Origin of the sequence: Pseudomonas sp. MPB23 (assembly GCF_046605395.1) — a bacterium.
In the GTDB taxonomy this organism is placed as follows: Bacteria; Pseudomonadota; Gammaproteobacteria; order Pseudomonadales; family Pseudomonadaceae; genus Aquipseudomonas.
This window is the reverse complement of record NZ_CP176771.1, coordinates 5,378,858-5,391,832: the sequence shown is the minus strand read 5'-3', so window position 1 is coordinate 5,391,832 and position 12,975 is coordinate 5,378,858. Positions and strand designations below refer to the sequence as shown.

Sequence of the window (12,975 nt, the reverse complement as noted above, 5' to 3'; positions counted from 1 at the left end):
TGCGGGCGACCAGGTGTTTGGCTAAACACTGATCTGCCCAGGGCCCCCCCTTATCCAGAGTAAGTAAGCGGCGAAATGACATTCGCCGCAGGCGGGTCAGTGGGCAATCGCAAGTGCCACGAGGAATCGGGAGACCATGTTGTAGGCGGCAATCGTCGCGACCAACTCCACGACTTCCTGTGGGTTGAACCGCGCGTTCACACGCGCCATCAAGGCGTCCGGCACGGCCACTTCTTGCGTCATCTTGTCCGTGAGTTCGAGCACGAGGGCCTGATTCTCGTTGAACAGTGTGGCGTCGAACCCATCGGCGGTGCGCAGGCTTTCGATGGCGTGCTCACACACGCCAGCGCTGAGCGCGTGCGGCACGTGCGCCTCGAATTCATAGGTGGCTCGGTTGAGCACGGCGACTCTCAGAATCGCGAGCTCGCGCAAGTCGGCCGGGATCGAGCTGTGGTTGCGAACCGCCGACAGCATCTGTTCCCAGCCGCTGGCAATCGGGGCGCTATTGAGCAGTACCTGGTAGAGCAAGGAAACATGGCCACCACGTTGCTTTTTGATTCTGTCCTCAAGCTCGGCGAGCTCGGGTCTTGTACCTGGCGTGACAACGGGAACTCGAATCTGACTCATGAGAAACCTCTGTTGGGTCGGCGACGCGCCGAGCATCGGGGTGCAGTTGTCTGGAGTGTCGATATTCGTCAGCGCCGGTTCATGGCACGGGGTGATGTTGGCCCACGAGGCCCGGTGCGCTGTCGCGTGATGAGGCCAGTTCAATCTGTCGGGCGCTGTTCTTCATCAGCTCGATCAGTCTGGCTTGATCGGTGAGGGCGAAGCGCGAGCGGGTCGTCACCAGAATCAACGCAGCCGGTTCCAGTGATGTACCTGTGTACAGCGGAACGGCGGCGCCGGCGGCGTCGGGATCCAGTTCGCCCACCGAGATGACGTGTCCCTCATGCTGGATCTTGAGCATGTGGGCTCGGAACGCTTTCCATGTGTCGCCAAGGCCCGCCTCGGCGATTTGCGCCGCGTAGCTTTCATAGAGGCGCTTGTGCCTGGCTGGCGAGAGCGCCGCGAGGATGACTTTCGATCCGCCGCCGCGAAAGAGCGGCATGGGGCGGCCCCGCCCATATGCGACGGGGCACGCCAGTTCTCCCTGCTCCTGGTGAACGGCCAGGATGCGCACACCATAGATGCTGGCGAGCAAAATGTTGCAGCCGGTCTCCTGTGCCAATCGGCTCATCACCGGTTGGCAGGCGATCAAAAGCCTGTCGCTTTGACGGATGTAGTAGTCCATCTCGATGATTCGCGGCCCTAGCGAATAACCGCCCTCCGCGCGCCTGAGAAGGCCTGAGTCGCACAGTTCCTTGAGATAACGGTATCCCGTCGGCCGGGACAGGCCTGTTTCGGCGATCAAATCCTCGGGGGACCAGGTGGCCTTGTCGATCGAGAAAAAGTCGAGCATCGACAGCATCTTAGTTAGGCTGGACATTGGGCGCTTCAGAGGGAGGTTAGGACGCCAGCATGGTAGTCAGCGTAGGTTGAGCGTGCAAGCAAACGGCGCAGCGCCCGCAGGCTTCCACCTGGGCGCCTGCGGGCCTGCAACGGCACGCGTTCTATTGGCTGGCGGCATATTTGCCGGTCAGTTGCGCAGAGAGCGCGTTCAGTCCCCGGGTTTGCCTTTGCAGGCGCGTTTCGTTCGACCAGGTTCGACGCAGGTCGTCTTTGACGTTGACCGACAGCGTGCCGAGGCCTTCGACCGAGAGTTCGAGGACGTCGCCGTCCTGAATGGCGCCAAGGCCGCGATGGTTGGTACCCGTCGCGATGATGTCCCCGGGTTCGAGCGGGTGGATATGGCTTAGCCACTCAATGCTTTTTGCGATGCTGTGGGCCATGTCATTGGTGTTGAAACGTTGCCGGGGTTGGCCATTGAGGTTCATGGCGATGTCCAGGTTCTGCGGGTCGGCGATCTCGTCCTCGGTGACGATCCACGGGCCCATCGGGGCGAAGGTGTTCCTCGATTTTGCCTGGAAGAAACTGTTCTTTTCCGGCTTCATTCCCCGGGCCGAGCCGTCCATGAAATTGGTGTAGCCGAACACATAGTCGCGCCAGTCCGCCGCCGCGACCTTGTCGGCCCGGCGTCCGATAATGATCGCGAGTTCCGCTTCCGCTTCGAAGACGACCGCCGGGATATCGGGCAGTTCCAGGGTGTCTCCCGGCCCGATCACACAGGAGGATGCCTTGTGAAATGCATTGATCAGTGGCGGCTCCGCCAGGGTGCCGTCTTCCATGTAATTGACCGCCATGCAGACGATGTTGCCCGGCTTGGGCAGCGGTGCCCGCAGCCGAACGCCAGACAGGCTGATGCGTTGCCCCAGGCGTTGCGCCTTCTCCAGTGCGTCCTTGTATTCATCGAACCGCTCAATCAGATGAACCATTGCATCGTTGGGGTTGGCGTAGGGAAATCCACTGATCAATGACGAAATGTCCACGATCGAGTCGTCGACGATCAGGCCGAGTCTGTAGGAGTCGAAGAACGCAAGTTTCATTGGCGGTAGTCTCTGGTTGATGAGGCATTGGACGCGGGACCCGCAAAGGCTTGAGGTTTGGAGGCTGGCTGAGCGTCTGTGTGATCACGTGGACCTCGTTGGCCGCCAAACGGGCTGTTGCGGTTTTGTTTTGATTGAATCTATCACTGTGAGATTTGATCGTAAAACATAAATTCTGTTTTGAGTGCGATTTATTCGTATATATAAAGTTAAATTCATATTTATCAGGCTTTTATAGCGATTTTCATGATTTATTTTAAATTTAGCCAATTCTCATAATTCAAGATTTGATTGATGTTTTTATTTTGCATGTGCTACGTTTTGCTCCAGCGCGCCATGCGCACGTGCGGCGCCGCGACAGGCAGAAGAGGCCGCTGCGCCGCAGGCCCCAGTGACCGCAGGCGTCTACGCCGGCCCAGGAATGTTCTCGATGACCCTCATTGATACGCTTGCTCAACGGATCGCCGCAGGGCCTTGCAGCGACGCAATGGAATCTGCCGCGCAAACGCTCTCGGTGCATGTGCTCGATACCGTGGGTGCCTGGATTGCCGGGCGCGCAACCCGCGAGGGACGGCTCCTCAATGGGCTGCGAGGGGAGCATGCGCCGTTCAATTCGTCGACGCTCGATGCCGTAGGGCTGTTTACGGCCACGGCACGATTGACCGAGGTCGACGCTATCCACATGGCCTCGTGCACCACGCCGGGTGCGCTGGTGGTCATGACCGCGTTGACCCTGGCTGCGAACCTGCCGCGCGGTTTGCTTGGCGCGGCGCGTTTCGCCGAAGCGGTTCACGTGGGCTATGAAGTGATGACCGGACTGGGGGAGGCGGTGTCGGGCCCGAACATATTGCACCAGGGCGTTTGGCCGAGCCTGCTGCTCGCGCCGGTCACGGCGGCGGCCATCACGGCGAAGCTCTTCAACCTGGACGCGGAGCAGACGGCCCACGCGCTGGCGATTGCGCTGACCTCGTCCAACGGCCGACCGGGGGGCAATGCGAGTGCCGGGGTTACATCGGGGCGGGGAACTTCGGCCCGATGGCTGCTGTTCGGGATGGCGGCCCGAACCGGTTGCGCCGCGGCCATGAGTGCCGCCGCGGGCTTCACCGGCGACCGTGGCCTGCTTGAGAATGATCAGGCCTCGCCGATGCGCGGGCTCACCCTCTCCCACGAACGCATCGCGAGTATCTTGCAGGGCCGTCCCGCGATCCTGGAAACGAGCATCAAGCCTTACTGCGCGGCGAAGCACAACATCGCCGCAATGTTCGGGTTCCGGCAGTTGCTTGACCAAGGTATCGACCACGCGTCGCTGACGGCGGTGCGCGTTCGCTTGCCGCCTTCACACGCGAACATGGTGGCGCATTACGACGTGGAGATCGGCCGGCTGTCCCGTGTCACCAGTTGCGCCTACAACCTTGCGCTGGTGGGCGTGATGCCCGATGAGCTGCTGGAGGTCGAGCGTGCGAAGGCCCATCGCGGGGTTGAGATGACGCGGCTTGCCGACAAGGTTGAAGTGGTGGCCGACGAGCAACTGCAAGCGGCGACACCGCACGCTTATCCGGCGGTGGTGGAGCTGCTCATCGGCGAGCGGATCATCGCCAGCCAGACGATCATTCATGCCTGGGGCGATCCGCAACGGCCCTTTCACATCGACGAGGCGAGACAAAAGTTTCGCCGGCTGTCCAGGGACGTGCTCGAGCCGAGCACGGCCCTGGAGATCGAGAACCTCTGCCTGGCGGCTCCGGACTCGGCGCACGCTCGCGCCAGCGTGTGGAACCACCTCGTGGACATCGACCGACGCGAGTCGCAACGGGATTCGCTGCAATTGACTCACCCTCGCAACTAACGGGGCTCGCTTTACAGGAGCGCTAAGCCCTCTGGATCAACCCCCATCATGAGCATTGTCATGAGTAATTATTCAGACGTCATTATTGTTGGACTCGGGCCTACGGGAGCCACGCTCGCCAATCTGCTCGGGACCTTTGGGCTCTCGGTGACGGTGATCGAAGCCATCGACGAGACTTTTCCACTGCCGCGCGCGACGCATTTCGATGGTGAAATCATGCGCGTGTTGCAGTCGATCGGCCTGGCCGAAGAGGCGCTGCCGTTCACCCATGTGAACCCCGGCATGACCTTTGTGAACCTCAATCGCGAGGTGATTTTGAGTTGGCCCAGGCCGGACACCGTCGGCCCGCACAACTGGCACCCCAGCTATCGGTTTCACCAGCCCGCGCTGGAAGCCGTGTTGCGAAAAGGGCTCGATCGCTTTGCGCACGTGAACCTCAGGACCGGATGCGAACTGTTGTCCGTGGTGCAATCGGAAGACGGGGTGCAGGCGCAATTCATCGCGCGAGGCAAGACCACGCCAGAGGTCGTCAACGGCCAGTATTTGATTGGCTGCGATGGCGGCCGATCGCCGGTGCGCGGCCTCCTCGACGTGCCTCTGGAAGACTTGGGCAGCCACGAAAAATGGCTGGTGGTCGACCTGATCATGAATCGGGAAGTCGAGGGCCTCACCGACGGTACCGTTCAATTCTGCGATCCCCAGCGGCCCACGACCTACATGCGATGCGTTGGCCAGCGGCGCCGCTGGGAATTCATGGTCATGCCGGGCGATGACATCGAGGCCCTTACGTCGCCTGAAGGTGTCTGGGGGTTGTTGTCACCGTGGCTGGTTCCCGCTGACGCGCAAATCGAACGCGCCGTGACTTATATGTTCCATGGGGTGATTGCCCATCCGTGGCGGCGCTCGCGGGTAATGCTGGCTGGCGATGCCGCTCACCAGATGCCTCCGTTTCTTGGTCAAGGCTTGTGTGCCGGTCTGCGGGACGCCGCCAACCTGGCCTGGAAGCTGGACTGGGTGATCAAGGGGCGCGCATCGGCGGACCTGCTCGACACCTATGAACAGGAACGGTCCGCACACGTTCGCGCGACCATCGAACACGCGATCGAAGTCGGCGGGATCATCCAGACCATCGACCCCGAACAAGCCCGGGAAAGGGATGCCAAGCTCGGCCAGGGACCGCGAAAAATGAGCTCCCTCGTGCCTCGGCTCGGGGCGGGACTGCATCGCGCCGAAGACGTTTCTGCAGGCTTTATCTTCGCGCAGCCGATACTCGAATCCGGCGTGCCCCTCGATGAATTCGTGGGCTCGAACTTCGCGGTCATCGGTGATCGCCAGTTGCTGGATGCAGTGTCACCGGGCACCAGGATGCTGTGGGACATCAATGGCGTCGTACGCCTGCCGGACGAGGCGCAGCAATGCCTGGACGAACTGAATGCCGGGGCGGTCATCATTCGCCCTGATCGGTACATCCTGGCGGTTGCCAATAGTGTCGAGGCGTTGGAGCACGTATCAACCTATCTCCCCGGAGGAAACGAAAATGAGCACGCACGCCGTACCTGAAACATCACCGGTAGCCGCTCTGGCGGCGCCGCTGAAAATTGGCATGCTGTTGCCCTCGAGTAACGCCATGGCCGAACCCGAGATTCAACGAATGCTGCCACCGGGCGTTAACGTATTGACGACCCGCTTGAAACTGGCCGGCTCGTCAAAGGCCGCGCTGCTGGGGATGACCGACAAGATCGAAGAAGCCAGCAGCCTGCTGGCCGACGCGGCCGTGGACTTGATCGTGTTCAACTGCACGGCGGTCTCGACGTTTGATCCGCGCATGGGTGAACAGCTATCTGTGCGGATTACTGACGCCAGCGGTTGTCCGGCGACGGCGACCTCGGATGCGTTGCTGGCCGCCTTCAAGGTGCTGCGGGCCAAGCGCATTGTCCTGATCACGCCCTATATCGAGGAGGTGAATCTGCGTGAGGTCGAGTATCTCAAGCATTTTGGGTATGAGGTGCTGAGCCAGGTTGGATTGGGTCTGCTGGAAGGCACGAGCATGGCCGCGGTGCCGCCAGCCAAATGGCTTGAACTCGCGCGCAGCTATCGAGACGACTCCACCGATATTTACTTTCTCAGCTGCACGGCAATCAACGTGTCGTCGATCATCGACACATTGGAGACTGAGTTGGGGCGGCCGGTCGTGACGAGCAATCAAGCGATGTTGTGGCACTGCCTGCGCCTGCTGGGGCGGACTGAGCCTGTGCACGGGTTTGGCAAGTTATTCGAAATGGCCTGACGGTCTGAAGCGCGTCCGGGCCAATGAGGCCCGGCGCGACAATCAAGGGGTTGAACGGTTTATCTGCCGACGATCGATCGGCCCGAACTCCGGCGCACGCGAGTGCTGCCGGAGTAAGCGTCGAGGGTTTTTATCTGGACAGACCACTGATACGGCCAATGTCGATGACGAACGTCAGGGCGAACAACCAGCCGCTTTGAGTCGGTCCAACCAAGGCGTTTGGACCTTGTCTGTTCGGATTCAGAAAGTACTGGGCCGAGGCGTTGGCCAGCACGCCGGGGGCGACGCCGTACTGACCGTGCACGTCAAACGTGAACGTGTCTCGGTGAACCTTATCGTCGCCCCAGCCGCTTGCCGCGCTGGTCTGTTGCTCGTTTAAAGCGCGTCCCTTGCTCAGCTGTAGATAGCGCACAGTCGAGCCCACCAGTGCCGCCGGGTTACCTTTGATAAAGCCACCATATTCGGTACCGGCGTACAGCTCGAGGGGAAATGACTGACCGGAGCCTGGGGTGACAAATGCGCCCCCGTACACCGCAACGTTAGGTGGAACGATGCCGTCCGCGTCGGCTTTGGTCCAGAGCACCTTTCTGGCCTGGCCGTAAAAGCCCGAGGTGCCGCTGTCATGGGTCACTGCGGTGCCAAAGGGGTTCTGCGATTGCGTCGAGCCGTCCTTGTTGTACAGGTCATCCGTGTACGGACTGGTGTTGTGGTACACACCGACTTCAGCGTTCAGTGGATATCGGCTGTCGGAGAAGTCGCTGGTGTACGTCATATTCCCCAGCCATATCCAGCCTTTGCGGGTGTCAGAGATCCAATCCCATCCGGATGACTGGCTGAAAAGGCCGTAATTGTCCTCGGTCACGCCCAATCCCAGGCGAGTATGGGGCGATAGTTTGTAGGCGACTCGTGCCCCCCAAAGTGATTTATCGAAGGGCGGTACGCCCACCGTGATCAGCGGTGTCGATGTGATGCATCCGGCGCACATTGTCGCGACCATGAAATCATCGCCCAGGTTCATGCGGCCATATTCAAGGTGAAGCTGTTTATCAAAGAGGTCGTGGGACAGTGTCAGCTTGACCAGGTTTGAACTTGTGGTTGTCGCGGGAAAGGGCGCAAGGGAAGAGCCGACTTTATAGGAGTAATCGCCGTTGTTTTGAGACAGCGGTTCCCACGCCTCCGTGATGTGCAGTTGTGTATTGGGAACCCCTAGGAGCTTGGTCAGATCGGCGTTGGCCGACATGAACAATGCCGGGGAGTCCATGGAACTGCCCGGTTTGATACCCGCCGTAGGGTTGGTGAAATAGCCATTGGTAAAGAACAGACCGAACGTGAATCCCTGCTTTTCAAGTTCATCGCCTAACTCGCTGAGCGGCCCCTTGCGGGTGGGTGGGGGAATATCGGCCGGAGGTCGTACGCTGACGCTCGCGACACCTGGTGGGTTCTGCCCGGTTTCAGTCTGGGCTTGCAGGAAGACGCCTCTGATGAGTTTTTTGGTGGGGTCGATTGAGCTGTTGGCGGCGACTGAAGTGCTCGCATCCAGTGTGCTAGTTGTTGCATCGGTCGAAGCCATTGGCGTCTGCTGACCTGAGTCGGCAGCGGTCGCGGTAAGGGCTGAGAATCCCAGTGCGAAGACAATCGTTTTGGCACGCGTGACATTGATGACGCATTTCATGTGTTTCCTCCATTGTATTTATTGTTGAGTCAACGCGCCGAAGCATAACGAGCGACCCTATGGAGTTAACCCAACACCTGGTTGCTGTCCGCTGGGTGTACGGGCGCGGACCGGCAAGCGGCTGAAGACACAATGGGGGGCGGTTGCCAATAGAGGAGGGGGCGTGCGATGCGTTTGGAACCTGGCGCCGGATACGGCAATCGGGTGATCGGTACACCCAGCGGACACTCGCCAGAACATACGATCATGCGCGCGTGGCACACGATAGACTCCGAGACGTATTGCACGTTTAGAAGGTCTACGGCAGTTGCCTGAGCTCAACAACAATAGCGACTGCCAATTAGCGTATGCGGCTGCCTGCCGCAGTCTGTCCACCGAGAGAGGAAGTAGCGATGACGATTGTCACAGTGAGCAAAAGTGTCAAATTGAAAGCTGGCGCGTCGGATGTCTGGGAATTCGTTAAGGACTTTGCCGGCTTCGCCGCCTGGCAGCCCCATATCAATTCGGTGGAGATGCTGCCCAATGGCGATCGCAAGGTGTTATTCAAGCGTGGCAACACCATGCTCGATCGCATCAAGCATCTGAGCGATGAGTCGAAGACGTTGACCTACGAACTCGTTCCCGGCCAGGAAACCCCACCGGGTGCACCGCCGATCAAGAGCCTGGATGCAACCTTTGTCGTGGTCGCCGACGGCTCGGGCGCCGACGTCACCTATACCATTGAAGCGGATGTTCCTGCGCCCATGGTGGAGTTGGCCCCCAAAGGTATCGGCGCGGATATCGATGGCGCACTGGGAGGTCTGAAGACGCAGTTCGGTAGCTGAAAAAAACGCACGCACGGAGTGACGATCCGTCCCCGCGAACGTCCCTGTGTTCGCGGGTGGATCAAAGGTCATATCGGGTCGATGTGACGGTGCTTCCAGTGTGTTGCGGTGGAACTCGCGGTTAACCCCGCGAGCGCTCGAAACCCATCTTTATCAGGCCGGCTTCCATGTCGAGCTTGGTCTGCAAGAGGTCAGGCAGGTAACGGCTGACCACCTCATCGTAATCAATCGTCGCGGCCACCCACACAATGTTGATACAGGCGATCACGCTCTGTTTGTACAGGATGGGGACGGCGATGCTGGCGCACTTGGGATGCTCCAGGTCGCGGCAGTTGCTGTAGCCATTGGCATGCGAGCTGCTGATCATTTTTTGCAGGAACGCTTCGTCGCGGCTCAAGGCGTTATCCGGATCCTGCGAGCGGCGCAGTGAGGCAAGAATATCCTCACGCTCGTCCTCGGGACAAAACGCGAGGTATGCGCGCCCAAGCGGGCTTTTCAGCAGGTGGCGTTTGCGTCCGATCATCCCCACGTCGACTGAGAAGGGGCTGAAGCTATGGGTGCTTTCCCGAATGATCATCGCATCGCGTTCAAAGGTCGCCAGATCGGTGGGCCACAATACCTTCTCGCCCAGGCGCTGCAGCAGCGGCGCCCCGAGGGTGCGAATCCACTCTTCATCGGTAAACCCTGCGCTCAACTGGCGCACCGCGTCGGTCAGGCGAAATACGCTGTCGGACACACTGCGATAGAGCAGCCCGCGGTCTTCCAGGGTTTCGAGGATGCGGTACACGGTGGGGCGTGGAAGTTGGAGTTCGAGAGCGATCTCGTGCACGGTGGAGGCGCGAACCGTATTGAGGTACTCAAGCACTTTGAGCCCTCGGTCCAACGAACAAATCGTCTTATAAGTCATGAGCGTTTCCCGGCGTTCGTTATGGTCGATTTTTTGTGTGCGGGATGAAGTAGCCATTGAAGGGGGCGCGCGGCGTGCCGTGTTTCACCCTCCTCAACGATCAAGGTTATACACCAAACACGCCTGGGTAAATCGACGCGCCGCCCGGCGGCCAGGGTGATGTGAGTGTGCAAAAGGCCTCGCTGCAGAGTCGCAGGTTGGGGCTGTGCCGGCGCCACGCCGCCCGGCGTGCCTGCGCGCCTGTCGGCCGACATCGCGCCTGCCGGTTTGGGCCTCAGATACACAGGCCGGACAGCCATCAACCGCGTCTTGTTCCGCCTGATCCGGGAGGACTACTGTGGGTTCTCATAGTAGCTATCCATAGAAGATTGCTAAGGAGATACCGATGGTCAGTACGCTTAAGAAAAACATGGCCGGTAACATGGCGCCGCCTGAGCCCGGCTTGACTGCCGAAACATTGATCGCGCGGGCGGTGGCATTGCGCCCGGCGTTGCTGGAGGGGCAGGCCGCCGCGGAAGAGCGCGGAACCTATTCGCCGCAAATGCACAAAGCGTTTGAGGAGGCAGGCTTTTATCGGACCTTGCAGCCGCAACGTTATGGCGGATACGAATTCGACGTGCCGACGTTCGCGCGCATGGTCATGGAAGTTGCACGTGGCTGTCCGGGGAGTGCCTGGTGCCTGGCATTGTCGGCGGGGCATGCATTGAATGTGGCGCAACTGTTTGGCGAGCGTGCGCAGACCGAAGCGTTTGGCGTCGATGGGCACTTCGCTGCAGCGGCACGCGCCATTCCTTCGGGCACCGCCACTCGTGCCGATGGTGGCTGGCGCCTGGAAGGTACCTGGGATTATTGCTCCGGAGTCCCGTACTCAACCCACGTGATGGTCGGGGTCAGAGTCATTGAGGAAGGCGGCGCGCCGCAGGCAGCGGTGGCGTTGGTACCGCGTTCGGAATGGAAGATGCTCGACAACTGGGGCGACTTTATCGGCATGCGCGCCAGTGGTTCCAACAGCGTGGAGATGCACAGCGCCTGGATTCCGGAACACTTCCTGGTGCGCGAGGATTTCTTCGCGCCGAATATCTCCCAAGGTACCGAAGGGGCGCGGTTGCATGGCAACCCGATGTACGCCGGCGGCACGTTGGGTTTTTTCCAGACCGAGATCAGCTCGATCATGGTGGGCGTTGGCTTTGCCGCGCTGGATGAGTACGAGAACATCATTCGTGCCCGCAAGGCTTTTGGTCCTAACGCAGTGCTGCAATCGGAACACCCGGATTACCAGCGCCCTTATGGGATTGCCCTCGGCAAGCTTGAAGCGGCGCGTCACGCAGTGGTCGGTGCAGCACAGGAATATATGGACCTGGCCCGCCTGAGCATGGAAGGAAAACGCACCTACCTGCGCTCCGATGACCAACGTCTGCAAGCCGGGCTGCAGCATGCGGCGCAGTTGTCTTTCGAGGCCGTGGACATGCTCTACCGCGCCTCGGCGACCAGCGCCGCAGCGAAGAACGGCACCCGCATGCAGCGCTACTTCCGCGATATCTCCATGGCGCGCACCAACCCCGGTTTGCAGTTCGAGCTGAAGGCCGCGGATCTGGCTCGACAATTGTTCGCCGAACGCGACCAACGCCAAGGGAGCAAGCAGCCGTGATCGACGCTGAACAAGCTCGTGATCGGCAGAGATCACAACCGGCGTCGACGGCTGGCGGCGCCATCCCGGTTCCCGAGGTCAACTTGACGCCGCAGGAGATGATCCGCCGTGCCACCGCGATGCGCCACACCTTGCGCGATCGGCAGGCGGCGACCGAGGCCGAGGGTCGACTGCTGGCGCAAACCAACGAGGAGTTCATCAACGCAGGCTTTTACCGCGTGGTGCAACCACGCCGGTTCGGCGGCTACGAATTCGATCTGACCACCTATGTCCGGGTGATGAGCGAAGTCGCACGCGGCTGTCCTTCAAGCGGCTGGGTGCTGGCGTTGACCTCGGGCCACCCCATCATCCTGGCCGATCATTCCGAACAGGCTCAGATCGAAGCGTACGGCAACGATGGGGAATACCGTTGCCCGTCCCTGGGTTCGCCGATACCGGTGCAGCCTGTGCCGGGTGGGTACCGGGTTTCGGGTTTCTGGGATTTCGCCTCTGGCTGTGACATTGCAACCCACATCATGGCAAGCGGCTTGATCGCGCAGGAAGGCGCCGCGCCCAAGCCGGTGCTGATGCTGATTGATCGCCAGGATTATTCGATCACCGATAACTGGAACATGCTCGGCATGCAGGGCACCGGCTCGCGCCGAGTGGTGGTGGAAAACCTGTTTGTGCCCGAGCACCGCGTGGCACCGCTGGCCATGTGGGTGGGGGCCGCTGGCGACAAAGTGCATCCCAATCCGATGTACAACGGGCGCAAGGCCGGGTTCTTCATGATCGAGGGCGGGGCCGTGTTGATGGGCACCGCACGGGGCATGCTCGATCTCTACGACGAACTGCTGCGCAACAAACCCATGCGCTTCGCACCCAAGACCAAGCTCATGGAACACCATGAGTTTCAACACTACTTCGGTGTGGCGCAGGCGCTGATGGACAACGCCGACGCCGCGCTGCTCAAGGCGGCGCAGGACTACATGGATGCCTGCACGGCGCAGTCGGAGCAGGGGGTGGAGTTTTCCGAGGAGGAGGACCGGCGGATATTCCTGATGGTGCAGCAGGCGACACGCCTGGCATTCGAGGCCGCCGACCGGCTCTTCACCACGGCGGGCACCCAGACCGGCCAAAGCACGTCGATGTTTGGGCGCTACTACCGTGACCTGGCGATTCAACGCACGCACTTCACCCAGCAGATGGACCGAACCGCGGTGAACTTTGCGCGTATTCACTTCGGCTTCGCGCCCCTGTCACCGTTCTAAG

11 protein-coding genes are annotated in these 12,975 nt (G+C 60.5%); 6 read left to right on the top strand and 5 right to left on the bottom strand.

Going from position 1 to position 12,975, the window contains the following annotated elements:
• Positions 1–96 precede the first annotated feature (96 nt).
• From ACLH0J_RS24285 to ACLH0J_RS24275, 3 genes are all read right to left on the bottom strand, one after another.
• Complete coding sequence (locus ACLH0J_RS24285; RefSeq protein WP_411389389.1) at positions 97–627, bottom strand: carboxymuconolactone decarboxylase family protein; 531 nt, start codon at positions 625–627, stop codon at positions 97–99.
• Between the two features lie 79 nt (positions 628–706).
• Positions 707–1,486 carry an IclR family transcriptional regulator gene (locus ACLH0J_RS24280; RefSeq protein ID WP_411389388.1) on the bottom strand — a complete coding sequence of 260 codons (780 nt, stop codon included), beginning with the start codon at positions 1,484–1,486 and terminating at the stop codon, positions 707–709.
• Between the two features lie 124 nt (positions 1,487–1,610).
• The gene (locus tag ACLH0J_RS24275) at positions 1,611–2,543 is read right to left on the bottom strand and encodes a fumarylacetoacetate hydrolase family protein (protein WP_411389387.1); all 933 of its coding nucleotides are present in this window, start codon (positions 2,541–2,543) and stop codon (positions 1,611–1,613) included.
• A 430-nt stretch (positions 2,544–2,973) separates the two neighbouring features.
• Between ACLH0J_RS24275 and ACLH0J_RS24270 the strand changes: the two genes are divergently transcribed.
• Genes ACLH0J_RS24270 through ACLH0J_RS24260 form a run of 3 tightly spaced genes read left to right on the top strand, consistent with a single transcriptional unit; the run spans position 2,974 to position 6,673 of the window.
• Positions 2,974–4,386 (top strand): MmgE/PrpD family protein, encoded by a 1,413-nt coding sequence (locus tag ACLH0J_RS24270; protein WP_411389386.1) that lies wholly within the window; start codon positions 2,974–2,976, stop codon positions 4,384–4,386.
• A 48-nt stretch (positions 4,387–4,434) separates the two neighbouring features.
• Positions 4,435–5,946: a bifunctional 3-(3-hydroxy-phenyl)propionate/3-hydroxycinnamic acid hydroxylase gene (locus ACLH0J_RS24265; RefSeq protein WP_411389385.1), complete on the top strand. Its 1,512-nt coding sequence runs from the start codon at positions 4,435–4,437 to the stop codon at positions 5,944–5,946.
• The gene (locus ACLH0J_RS24260) at positions 5,924–6,673 is read left to right on the top strand and encodes an arylmalonate decarboxylase (RefSeq protein ID WP_411389384.1); all 750 of its coding nucleotides are present in this window, start codon (positions 5,924–5,926) and stop codon (positions 6,671–6,673) included. The genes ACLH0J_RS24265 and ACLH0J_RS24260 overlap by 23 nt, the downstream gene beginning before the upstream one ends.
• Before the next feature lie 130 nt (positions 6,674–6,803).
• Here ACLH0J_RS24260 and ACLH0J_RS24255 read toward each other — a convergent pair whose 3' ends face one another.
• Positions 6,804–8,345: a carbohydrate porin gene (locus ACLH0J_RS24255; protein WP_411389383.1), complete on the bottom strand. Its 1,542-nt coding sequence runs from the start codon at positions 8,343–8,345 to the stop codon at positions 6,804–6,806.
• Positions 8,346–8,737: 392 nt separating this feature from the next.
• On the opposite strand from ACLH0J_RS24255, the gene ACLH0J_RS24250 reads away from it, so the two are divergent.
• A complete protein-coding gene (locus ACLH0J_RS24250) occupies positions 8,738–9,169 on the top strand; it encodes an SRPBCC family protein (protein WP_411389382.1) in 432 nt (143 codons plus the stop codon).
• A gap of 121 nt (positions 9,170–9,290) precedes the next feature.
• On the opposite strand, the gene ACLH0J_RS24245 is transcribed toward ACLH0J_RS24250, so the two are convergent.
• Positions 9,291–10,076 carry a helix-turn-helix domain-containing protein gene (locus ACLH0J_RS24245; protein ID WP_411389381.1) on the bottom strand — a complete coding sequence of 262 codons (786 nt, stop codon included), beginning with the start codon at positions 10,074–10,076 and terminating at the stop codon, positions 9,291–9,293.
• Positions 10,077–10,461: 385 nt separating this feature from the next.
• On the opposite strand from ACLH0J_RS24245, the gene ACLH0J_RS24240 reads away from it, so the two are divergent.
• Together ACLH0J_RS24240 and ACLH0J_RS24235 are read left to right on the top strand one after the other, a co-directional pair.
• Complete coding sequence (locus ACLH0J_RS24240; protein ID WP_411389380.1) at positions 10,462–11,724, top strand: acyl-CoA dehydrogenase family protein; 1,263 nt, start codon at positions 10,462–10,464, stop codon at positions 11,722–11,724.
• Positions 11,721–12,974, top strand: a complete 1,254-nt coding sequence (locus ACLH0J_RS24235) for an acyl-CoA dehydrogenase family protein (protein ID WP_411389379.1) — start codon at positions 11,721–11,723, stop codon at positions 12,972–12,974. The genes ACLH0J_RS24240 and ACLH0J_RS24235 overlap by 4 nt, the downstream gene beginning before the upstream one ends.
• Position 12,975 lies beyond the last annotated feature (1 nt).